The 20,004-nt window shown below is 45.5% G+C and carries 18 protein-coding genes; 9 read left to right on the forward strand and 9 right to left on the reverse strand.

All coding sequences use genetic code 11. From position 1 onward, the window contains the following. Window positions 1-27: 27 nt before the first annotated feature. The 4 genes from QUB39_RS05865 to QUB39_RS05880 form a co-directional block, all read right to left on the reverse strand. Window positions 28-825 (reverse strand): DUF4058 family protein, encoded by a 798-nt coding sequence (locus QUB39_RS05865; RefSeq protein WP_333208223.1) that lies wholly within the window; start codon window positions 823-825, stop codon window positions 28-30. Between the two features lie 85 nt (window positions 826-910). Further along, window positions 911-2,686, reverse strand: coding sequence for an AIPR family protein (locus tag QUB39_RS05870; protein ID WP_333208222.1), 1,776 nt, complete (start codon window positions 2,684-2,686; stop codon window positions 911-913). 143 nt (window positions 2,687-2,829) lie between these two features. Then, window positions 2,830-4,659: a threonine--tRNA ligase gene (gene thrS / locus QUB39_RS05875; RefSeq protein WP_333208221.1), complete on the reverse strand. Its 1,830-nt coding sequence runs from the start codon at window positions 4,657-4,659 to the stop codon at window positions 2,830-2,832. After that, window positions 4,652-4,801: a hypothetical protein gene (locus QUB39_RS05880; protein ID WP_333054703.1), complete on the reverse strand. Its 150-nt coding sequence runs from the start codon at window positions 4,799-4,801 to the stop codon at window positions 4,652-4,654. Before QUB39_RS05880 ends, thrS begins: the two co-directional genes overlap by 8 nt. Window positions 4,802-5,158: 357 nt before the next feature. Here QUB39_RS05880 and QUB39_RS05885 point away from each other — a divergent pair, with 357 nt between their 5' ends. From QUB39_RS05885 to trpE, 7 genes are all read left to right on the forward strand, one after another. After that, window positions 5,159-5,488: a DUF2605 domain-containing protein gene (locus QUB39_RS05885; protein WP_333054702.1), complete on the forward strand. Its 330-nt coding sequence runs from the start codon at window positions 5,159-5,161 to the stop codon at window positions 5,486-5,488. Window positions 5,489-5,646: 158 nt separating this feature from the next. Then, the gene (locus tag QUB39_RS05890; protein ID WP_333054700.1) at window positions 5,647-5,958 is read left to right on the forward strand and encodes a DUF2973 domain-containing protein; all 312 of its coding nucleotides are present in this window, start codon (window positions 5,647-5,649) and stop codon (window positions 5,956-5,958) included. A gap of 473 nt (window positions 5,959-6,431) precedes the next feature. Further along, window positions 6,432-8,423 (forward strand): DICT sensory domain-containing protein, encoded by a 1,992-nt coding sequence (locus tag QUB39_RS05895; RefSeq protein ID WP_333208220.1) that lies wholly within the window; start codon window positions 6,432-6,434, stop codon window positions 8,421-8,423. Between the two features lie 876 nt (window positions 8,424-9,299). Then, window positions 9,300-9,800 (forward strand): peptidoglycan-binding protein, encoded by a 501-nt coding sequence (locus QUB39_RS05900; RefSeq protein WP_333208219.1) that lies wholly within the window; start codon window positions 9,300-9,302, stop codon window positions 9,798-9,800. 299 nt (window positions 9,801-10,099) lie between these two features. After that, window positions 10,100-10,525, forward strand: coding sequence for a photosystem I reaction center subunit II PsaD (locus QUB39_RS05905; RefSeq protein WP_333054697.1), 426 nt, complete (start codon window positions 10,100-10,102; stop codon window positions 10,523-10,525). Between the two features lie 173 nt (window positions 10,526-10,698). Then, on the forward strand, window positions 10,699-11,559 hold the full coding sequence (locus tag QUB39_RS05910) for a GNAT family N-acetyltransferase (protein ID WP_333054696.1): 861 nt from the start codon (window positions 10,699-10,701) through the stop codon (window positions 11,557-11,559). 146 nt (window positions 11,560-11,705) lie between these two features. Next, the gene (gene trpE / locus QUB39_RS05915; RefSeq protein WP_333054695.1) at window positions 11,706-13,286 is read left to right on the forward strand and encodes an anthranilate synthase component I; all 1,581 of its coding nucleotides are present in this window, start codon (window positions 11,706-11,708) and stop codon (window positions 13,284-13,286) included. A gap of 86 nt (window positions 13,287-13,372) precedes the next feature. On the opposite strand, the gene QUB39_RS05920 is transcribed toward trpE, so the two are convergent. Beyond that, complete coding sequence (locus QUB39_RS05920; protein WP_333208218.1) at window positions 13,373-13,927, reverse strand: Uma2 family endonuclease; 555 nt, start codon at window positions 13,925-13,927, stop codon at window positions 13,373-13,375. A gap of 92 nt (window positions 13,928-14,019) precedes the next feature. Here QUB39_RS05920 and QUB39_RS05925 point away from each other — a divergent pair, with 92 nt between their 5' ends. Together QUB39_RS05925 and QUB39_RS05930 are read left to right on the forward strand one after the other, a co-directional pair. Next, entirely contained in the window at window positions 14,020-14,904 is an 885-nt protein-coding gene (locus tag QUB39_RS05925) for a PhzF family phenazine biosynthesis protein (RefSeq protein ID WP_333056683.1), read from the forward strand. 29 nt (window positions 14,905-14,933) lie between these two features. Then, window positions 14,934-15,059, forward strand: coding sequence for a hypothetical protein (locus QUB39_RS05930; protein WP_333056682.1), 126 nt, complete (start codon window positions 14,934-14,936; stop codon window positions 15,057-15,059). Between the two features lie 17 nt (window positions 15,060-15,076). On the opposite strand, the gene QUB39_RS05935 is transcribed toward QUB39_RS05930, so the two are convergent. From QUB39_RS05935 to petH, 4 genes are all read right to left on the reverse strand, one after another. Then, window positions 15,077-15,928, reverse strand: a complete 852-nt coding sequence (locus QUB39_RS05935) for an alpha/beta hydrolase (RefSeq protein ID WP_333056680.1) — start codon at window positions 15,926-15,928, stop codon at window positions 15,077-15,079. A gap of 371 nt (window positions 15,929-16,299) precedes the next feature. Further along, window positions 16,300-17,616, reverse strand: a complete 1,317-nt coding sequence (locus QUB39_RS05940) for a homoserine dehydrogenase (RefSeq protein ID WP_333208217.1) — start codon at window positions 17,614-17,616, stop codon at window positions 16,300-16,302. A gap of 132 nt (window positions 17,617-17,748) precedes the next feature. Then, complete coding sequence (locus QUB39_RS05945) at window positions 17,749-18,504, reverse strand: Uma2 family endonuclease (RefSeq protein WP_333056678.1); 756 nt, start codon at window positions 18,502-18,504, stop codon at window positions 17,749-17,751. Between the two features lie 125 nt (window positions 18,505-18,629). Beyond that, window positions 18,630-19,835, reverse strand: coding sequence for a ferredoxin--NADP reductase (gene petH, locus QUB39_RS05950; protein ID WP_333056676.1), 1,206 nt, complete (start codon window positions 19,833-19,835; stop codon window positions 18,630-18,632). Window positions 19,836-20,004 lie beyond the last annotated feature (169 nt).

Here is a 20,004-nt window from a genome sequence, read left to right on the forward strand (position 1 = left end):
AATATGTAACGTTTTGTGTAGGATTTTTTAGGTTTCAGATTGTCGGAGGCTGGTTTCGGACAACAAAGCATCCGCCCAAACAGCATCTGATTCTGAAAGCGCAGGGGCTAACTCAGCCATATAATCGAGGGTAATGTCATAGGCGGCGCGATCGTACACTGTATTCAACAACGCCTGCAAATCTACGATCGGTTCCACATCGCCTGCACCCAAAGGCAGCGAAAAACAAGGAATCACATCTGGTAGATTAAACAAGTATAAATCTGCAAAAGGTCTTTGATTTCCCCGACTCACCAAAATCCGATAATGGGCTGCAATATCATTGTCCAAAACCGGGAGAGGTTCCCAACCCCGCAACAAATCAATCTCCACAAAATTAGTGCGACTTGCGAACACCTTATCCCGCTTTTCCTCATACATTTCGCGCCCTTTTCCCGGACGTTTATTAGCAGGTGAAAGCACCTCAATCACCGTCACAACTTCCTTAGTCGCCATATCTATCACCTCCAAATATCCTTCTCTCACCTCCTCAGACATCGCTAATCTGATTTTCAAAGGTGCAGTAGTTCGTGTGGCGACAGCCACATTCGATGTAGTTGAATTTCTGGGAATCGGATTGCGCTGGATAGAAACATCGGGAATCCCGACTAACAGAGATTGTTCCCCCTTGATTTCATAAATTCGCTTTTCAATCGCAACTCGATATTTGGGTACCAGTTGAGGAACCAAAGACTCCTGAATGATACCAATCAGCAAGTGATGTACTTCTGGCCAAAAATCAGGACTTTCTAAATAAGGATTCATCCCCGGAAACGGATTAGGCATTGATTTAACTCCTGTTGATGTAGTTAGTGTATAAAATTGGTCAATCAATATTTGGATATCGGCATTCGTGTCATTATATATAGATTCAAGACCGAATTTGAACGAGCGTTGCGAAAGATTGAAAACGAGCGACATGATTCTCTTTAATTGATTCTACAAAAGCTTTAAAGTTGCTGATTGCCTCTTTTGCGTCATCATTACTATTTAGACTTTTTTTGACGGCGGGAAGCAGTTGCTTACAAAAAGGAATAGTAACTTCTACAATTGGCTCCCAAAATTTTTCCGCTGGTTCTGGTGAAACTTGTCTACAAAAAGAAACTCGAAAAGCGTTAGGAACAGGTTTATCTAGGAAGGTTTCGAGACAATTAGCAATGGCTGATGTGAGCAGGAAGTGAGCACCTCGTCTTTGCAAAAAGTGCAATTGTTCCTCCTCTGCTTTAGGCAAACTACCAGATCTACTCTTGTCCACAAGTCGAAGCTTCTTAGCCTCTACACTGCGAAGTAAAGAATAGACAAATACAATATGCTCTGCTGATATGTGTTCGGTAAAATATTTAGAGTAAATCGTATCTACTCTCCAGATATCCGATTTGTTATTATATGCGATTACCGGATCTTGATGAAATGCTGCAAGAGCTTGAGCAACAGTATCGGATGATAATAAGTTAGCCGGACGGCGGATCACATCTTCAGAGCCACCCCTTCTTCCGCCATAATAAGTTGTATCTGGAATATTGCTAAACTCTTCACGCAAGCGTCGCTGGATAGAATCGTTACTGCGGAAGTCAGATGCTTCGACTACATTTTGCCTATTGTTGAATTCAATTATTTTTCTGATAGTGTTGATATTATTACATTTAACAAACCTAGCTTGTACATATCCTGTACCGTCAGGAGAAGTATCTAAACTACCCAAGGCTCCTGTTGTCTGCGCTCCATTAACTATAGAGATTCCTATAATTTCTAGTGTGTTAGCACTACCTGTTTCTGGAGATGGGTTAACTTCGGAGGTCTGAAATTCAGATACTAAACCTGTGATACCATTATTAAAAACCCAAAAGTGATTTGGTTCATCCTTGGCAGTGCTTTTAATACCATTATTGATATTATTGTCACTTTTTCTACTTCCCAGATATCCTCGGACATTGGCAGAGAATAGCTTGTCAGAATATCTTTGAAATACTTCATGTAGCCATGTAATAGGAATAGCTGTTACAAAGGCTTCCCAATCACTACCAGATATAGTATACCCTCCTGATATGGGAATAGTAAACTTATCAGTAACTAAGATAGGAGCCTCTAAAGCACGATACCACTCATCCAGTGTTTTTTGACCTACTTCTAGGGTACTTAAATTTTCAACCTCGGAATTGGGGAATTGTGTTTTCAAAGCATTATTAACTGTCTGTTCTACAATTTGAAGTTCATCTTTAACATTTGTTGATTCCGGTAAGTTGTGTACATACCAGAACTGTACAAATCTGATCTGGTTTGCTTCGAGTGAAGACCGAACTTCTCCAGCAGCAGAACGAATTCCTTCAGGCAAATTATCTAGAGGAGAATTAAATAACCACGCTGCTGCGGTGTTAAGGTCAGAAGCTTTATTAGATGGTGCAGCTTGTTTATTAGTAGGAATTTGAGCCATGTAGGCTTGTATAACAATAATATATCCGGCTTCCTTATCCACATAGATTAAATCGCATTTTTTATCACCACGTCCTCCTGTGAGAGAGCTGGCGGCTACGGTTTCAATATCCTCAATTTGAAATCTAAGCTGTAATGCAAAAAGAGCTAAAGCATTTTCATTGTACTTTTGTAAATCAGTGCGAGCATCAAAGGCAGTTTGGTATGAAAAAGTCATGTTCTGAATAACTCCCCTTAGAAGTGAATAATTACAGTTGTTCGGCTACTGGAACTTATTTGAAATTTAGGATTGAGCGAGCAAGTAGGATATCCACCCCGCAATAGATTAGTCTATTATTGCAGGGTGGAATTTTGCAATATCTAAAAATCGCCGTAACTACTAATAGCAGCCTGCAACCTTCCAATCACTTCATCAACCGAAATCGCCCCCAACTCCCCAGAAGCCCGCGTCCGAATATTCAAACTATTCGCCTCAACTTCCTTCGCACCCACAACACCCATCACCGGAATTTTATCCTTCTCAGCATTGCGAATCAACTTGCCCAAACGCTCGCTATCCTCATCAGCTTCAGCGCGAATATTTAACGCCTTCATCTTCGCCGCCACTTCCTTCGCAAACGGCAAAAACTCAGCGCTGACAGGCAACAACCGCACCTGAATCGGCGCTAACCACAGCGGAAAATCCCCCGCATACTGCTCGATCAAAATCCCGATCAAACGTTCCAAAGAACCGAAAGGAGCGCGGTGAATCATCACCGGACGCTTGCGAATGCCGTCTTCAGCAACGTATTCCAAATCAAAACGTTCGGGCAAATTGTAATCTACCTGAACAGTTCCTAATTGCCATTCTCTATCCAAGACATCTTGGAAAATGAAATCGAGTTTCGGCCCGTAAAAAGCCGCTTCCCCAATTCCCTCAAAATAATTCATTCCCAAAGTTTCCACCGCGCGGCGGATTGCACCTTGAGCCTTTTCCCAAGCTTCATCGGAACCGATGTATTTCTCTAAATTGTTCGGATCGCGGAAACTCAAACGCGCCTTAAAGTTTTTCAGTTGCAGACTCTTGAAGACTGACAGAATCAAATCCACCACATTCAAGAATTCAGCATCCAACTGTTCCGGCGTGACAAATAAGTGGGAATCATCCACCGTAAAGCCGCGCACCCGCGTTAAACCGCCCAATTCTCCCGATTGTTCGTAGCGGTAAACTGTGCCGAATTCCGCTAAGCGCATCGGCAATTCTCGATAGGAACGTAATTCACTTTTGTAAATTTGAATGTGAAAAGGGCAATTCATGGGTTTCATCACAAAACCCTGTTCGTTTGCTGCCGCTTCCTCATCCTCCGCCATCAGCGGAAACATATCTTCTTTGTATTTCTGCCAGTGTCCAGAAATTTTGAACAAATCGACTCTAGCGATGTGCGGAGTCACCACTTGCAAATAGCCGCGCTTGATTTGTTCTTGTTTCAAGTAATCTTCTAAAATACTTCTCAAAACAGTGCCTTTCGGCGTCCACAAAGGCAAACCTGGCCCCACCGGATCGGCAAAGATAAACAAGCCTAATTCTTTGCCTAATTTGCGGTGATCGCGCCTTAATGCTTCTTCTTTGCGGTGTTTGTATGCTGCTAATTGTTCGGGAGATTCCCAAGCAGTGCCGTAAATTCGCTGTAACTGAGCTTTGGTTTCGTCGCCGCGCCAGTAAGCGCCTGCTAGGCTTTCTAGCTCGATCGCCTTTGGATTCAACTCACTGGTATTATCCAAGTGAGGCCCGGCGCACAAATCCCACCATTCCTCGCCCAAATGGTAAAGAGTAATCGGTTCGATCAACCCTTCTAAAATTTCTAATTTGTAAGGTTCATTAATCTCCTTAATTCTGCGTTCCGCTTCCTCGCGGCTGACTTCTTCGCGAATTACAGGCAATTTACGGTTGATGATTTTGATCATCTCTTTTTTAATGGCTTTTAAATCCTGTTCCGTAAAAGGTTCGGGAGTGTCAAAGTCATAATAGAAACCGTTTTCAATCCAAGGGCCAATGGTCACTTGCGCCTTGGGAAATAACTTCTGCACCGCCATCGCCATAACGTGGGAGGTGGTGTGGCGAATTTTTTTTAGTGACTCCGACTCACTCGTGCGGGGCAACTCAATCTTAACGGACTCTTCTGGAGGGGACATGGATTCTGGGCTAGACATCGGCTGAATTAGCAATTAATTTAGTTGCAGTTGCTTCTATATTACTCAGATTGGGGCAGTAAGCGCCGACTTCAGGTTGGGGGACACTCCGGGAAATTACAGCAACAGCCCTGATGGTGGCAACGTTTAGTGCGTCCCGCACTGCGACTCTCAGAAACCGGATTTTTTACTATTTTGGTGGGCTGTCACCCGTCTTGCTATGAAAAAACCTGTTTTCTCAGCAACCGTGAGCTCGCGAACTAAGGATCGCGAATTAAATAACTTCCGTAGGTTGGGTTGAGGAACGAAACCCAACCTACAAAAAATGCAAGTTATTTAATTCTCATTCCTAATTTGGCAGAATTTGGGGATTTCGACTCAAAAATCGCTGCTGGCATAGTTTAATTTATTCACACCCACCTGCTAATTGTTGTTAAATTATTAAATTTTTGTTAGAAATATGTTACAATTTGTAAAGACCGTCTAAGACTATAATAGATAAATAACCCAATTTTGATCCATGCTTAATTCCAACTTGCCCGAGCCAGAATTGCTCAAAGCGTTACTGGAACCGCTGTTAGAGGATTTCAATTACTGGTTCGATCGATCGGCAAAGCTCTTAGAAACTGAGGAAATTCCCTTTCTGGGCGACGAAGATCAATCTGACTTGCTGGCGCGAGTCAAACAGGCTCAGCAAGAAGTAGGCGCAGCTAAAGCTCTATTTCAAGCAACCGGAGGTCAAGTTGGGATTGAAACAGCAGCACTGATGCCGTGGCACAGACTGCTCGCCGAATGCTGGCAAGTATCGGCACGCTTTCGCTCATGGCAGTCAGCTCCCCCTGGAAAATAAGGAAGCGAGTTCAAGTTAAATTTGCAGTCAAATCCCCAACCTTGGGAAATGTGGCGGCCCACTTGACAACCTCAAACAGATTTCCAGTTAATAAGTTATTACTTGCTGAAACACTTTTGTAAATTGCTGTGTGGCTGTTTAGCCCGGAGGAGAAGATAATGTTGCACCTGCTTTATATTTTAGCTTTTACCGTTCTTGCCTTTCTGGCGGTCGGTAACTTAATCCGCAGTCTAGTCACCGTTGGTATGGAGTCCCAGCGCCCTCAACAGTTCAGGGCAAATAATCCCTACCCATCCTATCCTCGCTCTCAACCGGTACCGCATCCAGAACTTTTAGATGAATACGGAAACATAGTCAATGAGCCGCTTTTAGTGATGCGTTCGCTGACTGTCCAAGACGCCCGCGAACAATTAGATGCTCTCTACAAATCATCTCCGGGCGGCAGCGACGAAGGGGGCGAACTAGCCTGATACAACCACAGCCGCAGCATTTATACTTAGGCGCGATGCCTCAAAAAAATATAGGACTTACACGCTAGGTGTCCGAAGCCCGGTTTATTCATAGATGGTGGGTAAAAACCGGGTTTCTTGGGATCAGTCGTCAAAATAATTGGTCGTTAGTTTTTAACTAATGGCTAATTATTTGCGCTTTTTTAAAGTTTAATTACCGATTAACAAGATCGATCGCCAAAAAGCGATAATTATGGCACTGATATCCAAGAGAGCGAGGATAGTTTGACACTCAAGTACAGGGAAACTAGGAATCGGGGCGGGCACGGCGGAGCGAATTTGGGCGAACACCGGGGTACCCCAGGAGAGCGAAACCAATTTTTTTGTACTTTACTTACCAAGTGCTGTAAATCTATCAGATACTGAAGAAGGAGCGCTCTAAACCTCCTATCGATCCTGTTTTGTCATCGGCAAAAATGCACTTTTAAGGCTAGATGATCGTCCCTATTTCGCTACTGGCAGAACTTCTGCAAGCTTTGCCCCAACTGCGGGCACAAATTTATTTCAAATCTTCCATGACAGCCTTGTCTCACGCGATGGAAGACTTAGTTTTGGCGGGTTCCGACGACGAACCGCTAGTCATTGCCAGCTTTCAGCGAGAGCGCTTCTACCGCCAGGAAGCTCACCGCTACCGGCGAATTGCCTCACGCTCCTCTCAGGTATACGTGCTGGCTGCACCGGAAACTGACTTTAAAAATTCCTCGGAGTGTCACGAAACTGTGGCGTTTGAACCGGAGGACGGATTGAGTAAAGAGTGGCATTTAGTGGTACTGGGGCAACACTACTCAACTTGCCTGATTTGTCAAGAAAAAATTGTGCCGATCGACAACCAGGACGATCGCGGGCCACTGTTGATGGATCAAGCTCGCAGATTTGAAGGAATTTGGACGTTCGATCGCGAGGTAAGCTCCAAAGCGGCCGCATTGTTGCTCGATAGAATTGTCAAATATCGCCCGGAATTGGCAGAAAAGATCGATCGAGCGCGAACGACTTACAAACTCAAAACACCGAAAAAAACGAGGAAATCCGCCACTTCCAAAGCCGCCAAACCCGAAATAAGTACGAGAAAAAACTCAAAAATTCCCAATCCAAAATTGAGCGATGCTTTTACCGAACGCTTAGTAACCTACTTGCAAGCAGGCCAGCACAAACTGCTCAAAGCATACAGCGCGATCGCCGCTCAGGAACGCAAAGAACGCCTGGTAAACTTAATTACCACGGCAATGCGGCAGTCTCTCAACCCGCAAGAAATCGTCGAAGTCGCAGTCCAAGAACTCGGCACTGCCCTCTCGGCAAGCCGATGTTTGATTTATCGGTGCAAGGCAACAGATGTGGCGGTCAAAATCGATCGCGAGTTTTTGGGGCCGGGCGCTAGTTCCATGCTGGATCAGACTTGGCTGTTGCAGGAAAATCAAATATGGAGCGACGCGGTGGCGCGGCAAGAGCGAGTTTACATCCAAGACACAGCACAACACCCACTGATTGTCAATACAAAATTCCTGGAAAAAATTGTAAAAAATTGGCAAATTGTCTCTTGGTTAATGGTGCCAGTGCTTTATCAGGGGCGGGTTTTGGGCATGGTGGAAATGCACCAGTGCCGCTCGACTTTGGCTTGGGAAGAAGACGAAATTGCTTTAGTAGAGGCGATCGCCACCCAACTTGGAGCAGCCTTAATTCAAGCAGAAACCTACGCTCATTTAGAAGAACTCAACCAACAATTAGAAGCATTAGACCGCACTCGCAGCAATCTAATTGCCATCACCGGACACGAACTCCGCACCCCACTTTCTACGATTCAAGTGTGTTTGGAAAGTTTGAACTCCGAACCAGATATGCCCCCAGAATTGCGGCAAATCATGTTAGAAACTGCCCTTGGTGATGCCGATAGAATGCGGAAACTCGTGCAGGATTTCTTAACTCTTTCTCACTTAGAAAGCGGGCGAGTCCAATGGAATGTAGAATCGCTGACGCTGCAAGAATGCGTGGATTTAGCCCTTAGCAGCGTGCGATCGGGGGGCGGACTCGATCGACAGTTACCGGAAATTATCGCCGAAGTGTCCGCAGAATTGCCTTTAGTGCAAGCTGACGGAGAGTGGTTGGTGGAGGTGCTCTCCAAACTGCTAGACAACGCTTGCAAATTCACCACACCTCAAGGAAGCGTCACCATAAGAGCGAAATGCAACGGTTCTCGGATGGTGGAAGTGCTCGTAGCCGATACGGGGAGGGGAATCGAGGCGAACAGTTTAAAAGTAGTGTTCGATCGATTTTATCAAGAAGAAGGAGCTTTGCGCCGCAGCGCCGGCGGTACCGGTTTGGGATTGGCAATTTGCAAACAGATTGTTGCCGGCTGGGGCGGTAAAATTTGGGTAGATTCCGCAGGAAAAGACCGAGGAAGTGAATTTCACTTTACTATTCCGATTGTTTAGACTAAATTGATACAGCGTATTCAAGGTTTATGAGGTATACCCCAGAAACCGGGTTTCTTTACAGTTCTCGCATGATTACTGATTCTGTTGCTCGAAACCCGGTTTCTCCGTACTAAATTTACATGGAATATACTGTAAAAAACCGGGTTGGTGGGCGTCTGAGCGCGCAAGTAGCGATCGAGTGATATCAAATCCGGCTGCGCTGGCATGATATCAAATCTGCTGCTAACAAATTTGATATGAGGGGCTATTTACGCCGGACTTGATATCAAATACTAATCTACAGTCGTCTTGAGACGACTTGAGCTATGAGGCTCTTGTTTCAACCCCTGTCGGACTTAACGACTAATATTAATGCCGATGGCATCGGAAGGATTTAACCACAGAGAACGCAGAGCTCGCAGAGAAAGAGAAGAGAGAGATGAATAATTCTGATGCAAAGGTCAAGGAGATCGGCCTCAATCCTCACCCTGTGAGATCAGCCTTAAAGGAGATGTGACCACGCGGTGTTCACCTTTAATATCGAAAGTATCAAAACAGATTCAGGATGCGCTTGCCGTCTTAAACCCGGTTTGGCGACGGAATACCTAGGGATGCTGCCCAAAATTAATACCAGTTTACAATAAGAATCAAACTGTAGGTAAGCTGCAAACCCCCATAGTAATCAGTCATGCCAAATCTAAAATATAAAATCTAAAATCTAAAATGGTATAACTCTCCTGTTCACAAGTCGCGAGATGGTAAAAGTAGCTCGAATCTGTTGAGGCACTGCCGACGCCAGTGTTGATTCGTGAAATTTTTTGAATGCAAATGTTTCGCCCGGAAAAAGTTTTTTTCCAGAAGAATACTCAAACCTAGAGGTTAGAAAAATCGATTATGTCACCTACAATCCAGATGAAATCTACTCAACCTATGGCCAAAAAGCCGCAGCTACAATTAGGTTCTCAAGGTAAAGCGGTATTGGAACTCGAACAACTGCTAACCAAGTTGCAACTTTATCGGCATCCTGCTAAAGGAATTTTTAACAAAGCAGTTGAGTTTTCTGTGAAACTGTTTCAGTTTCGGGTTTTCTTGTCGCCGGACGGCATTGTCGGGCCGCTGACTTGGCAGGCGCTTTATACTGGAGCTCCAGTTAATATGCCGATACTAAAATTCGGCAGTTATGGGGAAGCAGTCGCTACTGTTCAGGAAGTTCTCAAAACTTCCCAGCATTATGGCGGTAAAGTTGACGGCGACTTTGCTACTTTGACGGATAAAGCTGTTCGCGCATTTCAAAAAAGCTTTGGGATTGAGGCCGACGGGATTGTCAATCAAGAAACTTGGACTGCTTTGAGCCAAATCCCGCGCGGCTATGACCCTAATTGGTTCTTGACTTAGGGTTGAGGCGGTAAATTGTTCGATCGTCTGTGGGGATAAATTGGGAGAATATGCGATTATTCGGGTGCCCCACAAGCACCAGAATAATTGCTATTTTTTTGGGATTGTTTTTTCGGAATTCGTGCTGCCTAATTTTGTTTTATAATTTGGGTGGAAATTACCAATTATCAATTATTAATTACTAATTATCAATTATCAGAAGAGATCGATCGGCAAAAAACTGTTAACTTTCCTTACAATTTCGACAGCGGTGTCGCCTCATGATGATACGATGCCGTAAAAATCCTTTGGATATGTTTATGGCAGAAGAACTCACTGGACAACCCCCTCTTTTCGGCGGCAGCACCGGCGGCTTGCTGACCAAGGCGCTAGTTGAAGAGAAGTACGCGATCACTTGGACTAGCCCCAAGGAACAGGTGTTTGAAATGCCTACAGGCGGCGCTGCAATCATGCGTCAAGGTGACAACCTGCTGTATCTGCCCCGGAAGGAGCAGTGCATCGCTTTGGGCGGCCAGCAACTGCGGGCTAAATTCAAAATCTCGAACTACAAAATTTACCGCGTGTTTCCCGACGGTTCTACTGAGTACCTGCATCCCAAAGATGGCGTGTTCCCTGAGAAGGTGAACGAAGGTCGTCCCTACAACGGTAAGATTGACCGCAATATTGGCAGCAATCCCAATCCGATTAAGGTCAAGTTCACTGGTAAAAAAACCTACGAAGTTTAGGTTTTGAGCGAATTGCTGAGCTATTTTCGGGTAGTATGTCCTGAAAAGCTCAGCTTGCATTTTATAGTTTGTAGTAGCGCTTGGACGGCAGAAGCTTTTTCTTTATCGCCCAATCGCCACTGCAAACTTCAAATGCGATTAAAATTTAATAAAAATTAATAATTACATTAACCATGAATCTGGTAATCAGGCGAGCAACTCATCAGGATATCGATGTTTGCGCCCGCATTAATTATGAAGCTTTTAAATGTATTTCCGATCGCCATCAATTCCCTACAGATTTTCCGACGCTGGAGTTTTCAACTGAAATTATTGGTCTTCGGATCGAAAGTCCGTTGTTTTTTGGCATAGTAGCCGAGAGTGAGGGTGCGGTTGTCGGCTGCGGGTTTATGGACGAACGCAACCCGATTCGCGGTATCGGGCCCGTCAGTGTCGATCGAACTTTTCAAGGCCGCGGCGCGGGACGGGAAATCATGAAAGCTTTGCTGGAACGGGGACAGGACGCTGTGGGCATCCGTTTGGTTCAGGAATCTTTTAATCTGGCTGCGCTGTCGCTGTACGCTTCTTTGGGTTTTGAGGTGAAGGAAGCTTTCGTGTTAATGGAAGGGAAGTTTCGCAGCCAGCCGCCCCATGGGTTTGAGGTGCGCCCGATGGCTAGTGAGGATGTTGGTGAATGTGCCGCTTTGTGCAAGAAATTATACAGGTGCGATCGAATTTCGGAGATTGAAGACGCCGTGAATTTCTTTTCTCCCTTCGTTGCTTGCAAACAAGGTCGGATTGTGGCTTATACTTGTGCGGTGTCGGCTTTGAGCCACAGCGTCGCAGAAACTGAGGCGGATATGCAGGCTTTGCTCTTGGGGGCGGCCGCGTACAGTTCCGAAGCACAGGTTTCTTTCCACTTGCCGATGCGTTACGCAAGTTTGTTTCGCTGGTGTTTGCAAGAGGGGCTGCGCGCCCTCAAGCCGATGGCGGTGATGGCGGTTGGCGAGTACCAGCAGCCTCATGGCTGTTGCTTTCCGTCTTTTGTTTATTGACAAGACGGTTAGGACGCTTTTAATCGCTGAAATTATTGCCAGGATTGCATTTTCCTTCTTCTTTCTTTCTTCTTCCTTCTATCCTTTACATCCGTTACATCCGTTACATAATCCGTTGCCGAACTTCCTTCTTCCTTCTGATATATATGATATTCCCCGATTTCTCACAATTTTCGGAACTGGCGAAACAAGGCAATTTTGTACCCGTGTATCAAGAATGGGTTGCTGATTTGGATACGCCGGTGTCTGCGTGGTATCGGGTTTGTGCGGGTCAACCTTACAGTTTTCTGCTGGAGTCAGTGGAAGGTGGGGAAAAACTTGGGCGTTATAGTTTCTTAGGGTGCGATCCGTTGTGGATTTTGGAGGCTAAGGGATCTCGCACAACTCAAGTTTACCGCGACGGTTCCGAAAAAGTATTTACAGGCGATCCGTTTGCGGCTTTAACTGAATGTTTGGAGTCTTATCAACCGGTCAAATTGCCGCAGTTACCGCCGGGAATTGGCGGGTTATTTGGTTTTTGGGGTTACGAGTTAATTAAGTGGATAGAACCGCGAGTTCCCGTGCATCCAGCCAGCGAGAATGATTTGCCGGATGGGTTGTGGATGCAGGTTGATAATTTGCTGATTTTCGACCAGGTGAAGCGGAAAATTTGGGTCGTCGCCTATGCGGATTTGCGGGAGGTTGGCGTTGATTTGGCCGATGCTTATCAGCAAGCGTGCGATCGCGTTGGCAAGCTAGTTCAGAAGCTGCAATCGCCGCTTTCCCGCCAATCTACTCTCATAGAATGGACACCTCCCAATAACGGGCAAGATGCCCGTTCCACAAGAGATAAGGACGGGCAAGATGCCCGTTCCACAACCGGAAATACAGAATTGGCTTACACGAGCAATATTAGCCGTGAAAAGTATTGTGCCAATGTCTTAAAAGCTAAGGATTATATCAAAGCCGGAGATATTTTTCAAGTAGTTATTTCGCAGCGACTAGAGGCTGAATACAGTGGCGATTCTTTTGCACTTTACCGCTCTTTGCGTCTGATTAATCCTTCTCCGTACATGGCTTATTTTCATTTCAGAGATTGGCAGATTATCGGTTCGAGTCCCGAAATTATGGTGAAGGCGGAAAATACTGCTGATGGCAAAAAGATAGCAACTTTGCGACCCATTGCCGGCACTCGCCGTCGGGGTAAAACTCCTCAAGAAGATGATGCTTTGGCTGCTGAATTGCTGCAAGATCCGAAGGAAATTGCGGAACACGTCATGTTAGTTGATTTGGGCAGGAACGATTTAGGAAGAGTTTGCCGAAACGGTACTGTAAAAGTTGACGAATTAATGGAAATTGAGCGTTATTCTCACGTGATGCACATTGTGAGCAATGTGGTGGGAGAATTGGCCCAGGATAAGACAGCTTGGGATTTGTTGAAAGCTGGTTTTCCTGCGGGTACGGTTAGCGGTGCTCCTAAGATTCGGGCGATGGAGATTGTGCACGAGTTGGAAGGTTGTCGCCGGGGGCCGTATTCTGGGGTTTACGGGTATTATGATTTTGAGGGACAATTGAATAGTGCGATCGCGATTCGGACTATGGTTGTTCGTTCTTTAGGTGGTGACAAACATTCGGTTTCTGTGCAAGCAGGTGCTGGTTTGGTGGCTGATTCTAACCCGGATATGGAGTACGAAGAAACGCTCAATAAAGCCAGGGGAATGTTGGAAGCAATTCGCTGTTTGAAATAGTGAGGCGGAGCCTCTGGATCTGTGTTACCAGGCTCTGCCTGGTAACAAGAAAACAGCAGTAATTATTGCATTATTGTCCAATTTACCTAAGCCCCTAATATTCGAGTGACCGAAACTGCAACATCAGGAAAAGCCAGCGGATTAATATTACCCTGAGTCAGAGTTTCTCTCGATTGATATCCTTCATTGGTAGGCTCTCGAAATACTATTAATTCCCTAGTTCGCAAATTGACAACCCAATACTCAGAAATGCCGGCTTCCGCGTAAATCTTGCTCTTGATTCCCAAGTCTTTGCTAAGAGTATGATCCGAGTATTCTATCAGCCAAAAGATGTTTTCTGGATAGGGATGATGTTCTCGGTAATCTTGTCCCAAACGTTGAATTACAGCGATATCGGGTTGTGGCTCGGAGTTGCTTGGGGGCAAGATAATCGGTTTACCTTGGCGGATTTTAGCCCGATCGCCCAGCAAATAAATTAGGTACTCTCCAGCCTCATCGCTAGAGTAAGCATGAGATTCTCCTTCGGGAGCCATTTCGATTATTTCTCCACCTATTAATTCAACGTTTCGCCCTTCCAGAATGCCGGCTGCAATGATGCGGTGGTAGTCTGCAACCGTCCATTTTACAGTCGTGACGCTCACGGCGATTACTCCTATGTTTTTATTGTTATTTTAACGGCTGTCTTGCGATCGATGTAACATATCAGTTATAGACTTTTACCAAAGGCATAATTATGAATTTTTATATAGTTGACGTGTTTGCGGAGTCAAAATATGCTGGCAATCAACTAGCTGTATTTTGCGGTGCGGGAGTTGCCGAACTATCTGAGGCCCAAATGCTACAGATAGCGAGGGAAATCAATTATTCAGAAACTACGTTTATTCGATCGCCCGATCCGCGAGATGGCGGCTATGACGTGCGGATATTCACGCCCAAGAAGGAATTGCCCTTTGCCGGTCATCCGACTTTGGGGACTGCGTTTGTGTTGCAGCAAGAGATTATTCGCGAAAAGGTCGATCGAGTAATTCTCAATCTAGCCGTCGGTCAAATTCCCGTTACTTTTAATTATCAAAATGAATCGGCAGAGATTTTGTGGATGCGACAAAACCCGCCTAGTTTTGGTCAAGTTTTATCAGCCGAAAGTCTGGCAAATGTCCTGAATTTAGAACCAGATGAAATTGATTCCAACTTCCCAATTCAAGAAGTTTCGACCGGAGTGCCGTTTATAATTGTCCCATTAAAAACTCTCGCTTCGCTCAAAAAAGCTCAGGTCAACTTAGATAAATATTTTGAGCTAGTTGATACAATGTCAGCGAAAGAAATTTTGATATTTTGCCCAGAAACTTACAGCGACATTAATGATTTAAGCGTGCGAGTTTTTGCCCATTCATTAGGGATTCCTGAAGATCCGGCGACTGGCAGCGCTAACGGCTGTTTGGCTGGATATTTGGTAGAATACGCTTATTATGGGTCAGCAAAGATTGATGTCAGAGTTGAGCAGGGTTATGAAATCGATCGACCTTCTTTGCTGTTGTTACAAGCCGCCCAAAATGAAGGGGAAATAGCAGTTTTGGTGGGCGGTAAGGTGGTGATGGTTGCTAAGGGAGAATTTGTGTAGAATTTTTAACAGAGAATTATTAACCGCAGATGCACGCAGCTAGATTTAGATGCTTGTTTGGCGATCGAGATGTTACAATTTTGCTAATAGCGATCGCAGCACTTTGTCTGCTTCCTGCAGTCGCAGCGCGGGAAAACCAGCCATCTGCGGCCTGAAGCCATTCTGTCTGAGTTTAAACAAAGCGCTTTTTTCGGAAAACTTGCAATTGAGTGCGATCGATCTCAACGACTACTGGCCGCCGTTTGTTGAGGACGATCGCATTGTGTCTGTTTAGCAACAGCAACTGAGCCAATATTGCCACAATCGCGCGCCTTTTGAGAAACTTGCCTTCAAAACGCGCCATTCGGACGATCGCCTCTTCGATTTTATAACAACAGTTGTTACCCTTTTGGGAAATCACAAAAATCGTTCCCGGTATGTAATCACCTTCATTTGCCCAGAAAGCATACCTTTCGCCTAAAGTAAAGTAGTGAAAAACATTGTTAGCCGTGGAAGTTTTAGCTAACTTTTCCGAAACGCCCAAAGAATTAAAAACTACAGTGGATCTAATATAATCCGGGTATTTTGCTGCTATTTGCTGAGCAACTTTGCCGCCCAAACTTTCTCCGATGACATCAGGCGGATTCCCGCTGTGAAATTGCTGCTTGATCCAATCAATAGCACCCGCAGTTTGCGCCGATTTTAACTGGCGTTCTAGTTTTGCCATAAATACATCGGGCGTATCTTCCAAAACGCGATCGAAAGGATACCAAGAACCGTAGCCGCGAATCACTAAAACAGGTGGGTTATTGCCAGAAATGGGAACGCGACTTTCAGCATAAAAACCCGTCCGAGAGTCTTCAAACACTTTTTCTATGATATAATTTCCATCAATAACTTGCCCTTCCCCGTGCCGAATGTAAATTGAAGGATTATTGGGTTTAAAAGTATCGTGCAGTTGGGGTTTAGCAAACTTTTCATACAGGGAATCTAGCAAATGCCTTCCCGTTTGGCGATCGACAAAATCTGATTTTGTTATTTTCATCCCAAATCTCATTTCTAACTGATTGTGGGGGGAAAACCCGGTATTTTTGCAAAATACCTTTACCCAGATTTGGTAGGGGCGGGTTCACCAACCATATCTAACGATGACCGACAATCTAGATAAACCCGCCCCCCACCACCGATAACCTACGTCAACCCGAAATTTGCATCACATCGGAAAATGTACATGATGATTTATGGTTGGGTTCGGGTGGGTTTTTGAGATTGTTTGTTTCAGGGAATTATTGTTTGTAAACCCCCCCCCTACAAGCACCCGGTACATGATGATATCTGGTTCGGTTCGGGCGGGTTTTATAGATTATCAATTCTTAGCAAATATTCTATGTAAAACCCGCCCCTAGCAAATCACTTTTACAAAACTCGCAACGTGCTAGCAATACTATCGACTGCTTCCATCGCGCGAATTTCATCGAGTGCTTGTTGAAAATTCCCTTCCCTAACATCGTGAGTCACGACGACAATTTCTGCTAAATCGCCGTGAATTCCCGTCTGCACAACTGATTCCAAACTAACTTTGTGGTTGCCGAAACAAGTGCCGAGTTGGCCAATTACCCCCGGAGTATCGCCCGTCAGAAAACGGGCGTAAAAGCGAGTAACAAGTTCCTGCATCGGAGCAATTTTGCAGTAGTGTTGGTGACTGCAACTCAGCAAAGGATGGGGAATCGGAACAGTTTCGGTTTTCAGGATAGCCGCGACATTCATGATGTCTGATACTACTGCGCTAGCTGTTGGGCCCGCACCGGCGCCGCGCCCGTACAGCATCAATTGCCCGATCGGCTCTCCTTCGACTAAAATTGCATTGTAAACCCCGTTAACACTCGCCAGCGGATGAGTTTTCGGCACAAAACTCGGATGCACTCGAATTGACAGCAGTTCGCTTTCTCCCTCCGCTTGCTTGCCATTGTAGCGGGAGGTTTCTCGAGCAATAGCCAACAATTTAATCACAAATCCCAGCTTGTCGGCGTAGTCAATATCAGCCGCACTAACTTTTCTGATACCTTCGCAATGAACATCTGCTAATTTGATGCGTCCGCCAAAAGCTAGCGAGGCTAAGATAGCAATTTTATCGGCAGCATCTAATCCATCTACATCTGCTGTGGGGTCAGCTTCAGCATAACCTAATTGCTGAGCGTCGGCGAGCACTTCGGCAAAGTCTGCGCCTTCTGTTTGCATCCGCGTCAGGATGTAATTAGTTGTGCCGTTGACGATGCCGGTGACACTTTTAATGCGGTTTGCACCTAAAGATTGTTTGAGGCTTTGAATGACTGGAATGCCGCCGCCGACAGCAGCTTCTAGCATTACGTAAACGCCTTTTTTGTTGGCGGCCTCGAAGATTTCATTCCCGTAGCGGGCGATAACTGCTTTGTTGGCAGTGACGACGTGCTTGCCGCTGGCAATAGCCTGTAAAATGAGCGATCGCGCCGGTTCCAATCCGCCAATCAATTCTACTACAATATCAATTTCCGGGTCAGTTGCGATCGCTTCTAGGTCAGTTGTCAGCACATTTTCTGGCAATTGTAAAGACCGAGTTCGAGAAATATCGCGCACTCCCACCCGATAAATTTCCAATTCCTGCAACAGCGGATGGCGGCCATCTGGGGAGAGCAAAATCTCTGCTGTTCCCGCGCCAACTGTACCCAAACCTAACAAACCAATTTTGAAAGCCACGACTTTGACCCGTAGAAACTCAATTAACCTACAATCATTGTATGCTAATCAAGCAATTTGTCATTTAAGTAAGCTCAATATCCAGATCCCCGACTTCTTTAATAAGTCGGGGATCTAATTTGAGATGACAATTCACAGTTCTGAATCCATGTCTACCCCCATTTCTCGGAGTCGCTGGGCCAATCTTTCGGCCCGCTGGCGTTCTGCATTAACTTGCTGTTCTAGCTGCTGATTTTGCTGTTCTAGTTCCTGATTTTGCTGTTCTAGCTGCTGTCGCTGTGCTTCTTCTTCTCGAATTAAATCTTCTACTAGCGGCGGAGATAGCACTTGATTAACCGATAAAATAAATTCAGCGAACTGTACAGACTGAACTTGCTGTCCCGGCAAAAATTCCTGGTGAGAATAACTGCCTTCATTTTCTGGACGGCTACACACTCGTATTTTTAGTAAATTGGGGTCTACAATCCAATATTCAGGGATATCAATTAAGTCATATTCTGCCCGTTTGCGAATGTAGTCGTCCCGCCAATTTTGACTGGTAACTTCGATAACTAACAGCGGTTTTTCTTCAAAGTCCAAGACTGCGGAACCAGGTTGGGTACAGACTTGTTCCCACAGACTCTGAGTGCAAATCACAACATCAGGAACGCGAGAAGAGTTTTCCTCAGTTCGGACTGCGGTAGTGACAATTGCAACTAGCGGGAGGTTGTGTGCTGCAAAGAAGCGCCGGAACTGATAAACTAAAAATTCACAAATTTTGATATGTATTGCTGTAGGTGTTGGCCTTTCAATCAGATTGCCCCGATATAATTCATAACAAACACCTGATTCTCCCTGGTAGTCCAGATACTCTTTAAAGGTCAGTTGTTGGGTAGAAATTAGGGTCATGTCAGCGATCTCCCTTTCTCGGTGAGCTTACTTCATATTTTACACTACTGTTTAAAACAACTGTTTAAAACAATTGTAGGGCGAGCTCAGCCCACCCTACAAATCAGATTAAATCAGGTAACACATTAATAAGTTTCAACGTGCCAACGGTGCTCTTTCTTCAACTGTTTCTGATAGCCAGCCCAGTCAACACCGTGCTTGCCAGCCGCGGCCGACATTCCCTCATCAATTCCGCCTTCCATACCCTTCAAACCGCAGATATAAGTGTGAGTATTCGGCTTTTGAACTAATTCCCACAATTGGTCTGCGTTCTCTTGAATCCGGTTTTGAATGTACATCTTGCCGCCGTCAACATTCTTTTGCTCGCGGCTGATGGCATAAGTCAAGCGGAAATTATCGGGGAACTCGCGCTGCAATTGCTCCAACTCTTCCTTGTAAAGAATGTTGGGAGTGTAAGCAACTCCAAAGAACAACCAAGCTAAACCTCTGAATTTGTAATCGGGATTGTTTTCTTTAAACATCCGCCACAAATAAGCCCGGAAAGGAGCAATACCTGTACCGGTACCCATCATAATAATGGTGGCTTCTTCGTCGTCGGGCAACAACATTTCCTTGCCTACGGGGCCGGTGATTTTGACATCATCCCCCGGTTGCAAACCGGTGAGAAAAGTCGAACAAACGCCGAACACTTGTTCGCCAGTCTCTGGGCTTTTGTACTCTAGGCGGCGCACGCACAGCGAGACTGTTTTGTCGTCGAGGTTGTCGCCGTGACGGGTGGAGGCGATCGAGTAAAGCCGAATTTTGTGAGGTTTGCCGTTTTTATCCGTGCCATCAGGAATAATCCCGATACTTTGACCTTCGAGATAGTGCAAATTGCCTCCAGAAATGTCGAAGGTGACGTGGCGAACTGTGCCGTCGCCGCCTTCTCTGACTAATTCTTCTGTAGAAATGCACTTACCAATATAGGGATTGGCCGGTTTGTAGAGGTTGACAGGAACCTGAACTTTTTCCTTGGCTTGAGTCATGGGCTTAGTTTCTTCTCCAGATTTCTGACTCTGTAGCCCTGCTTCTGGTGCGACTTTGCCATTTGTTTCGGGAGCGCTGTTTGAGGGGCGGATGCTGACAATTCTTCCACCCATCCGAGCAATCCGGCGCATTTCCTGATTCATGCGATCGTAGGGCACGGAGATAAATACGCTGCCGCTACGGCGAATCGGGTTACTTATTTGGTCAGTTGCTTGGCTCTGACGCATACCCTCCACTTCGTAAACAAAGATGCGGCTGCCTGATTCTGAGTTGGCCGCCACACCAGATATGCTTGGGCTGTACATTGGTTGATTTTCCTTCACGATACAGAGTTATAAAGAAAGAGAATGTGACGTTAGACTCAATTTACTTTTTTCTTAAGGCCATCGGGACTAATTGGCCTCGCCAATTTTTGGGCCCCGCCACGCCGGCGGGAAGGTTGAAGTTGCGATCGCTCGCGTATCAAATCCCTAC

It is taken from the genome of Microcoleus sp. AT8-B5, from assembly GCF_036705565.1.
Lineage (GTDB): Bacteria > Cyanobacteriota > Cyanobacteriia > Cyanobacteriales > Microcoleaceae > Microcoleus.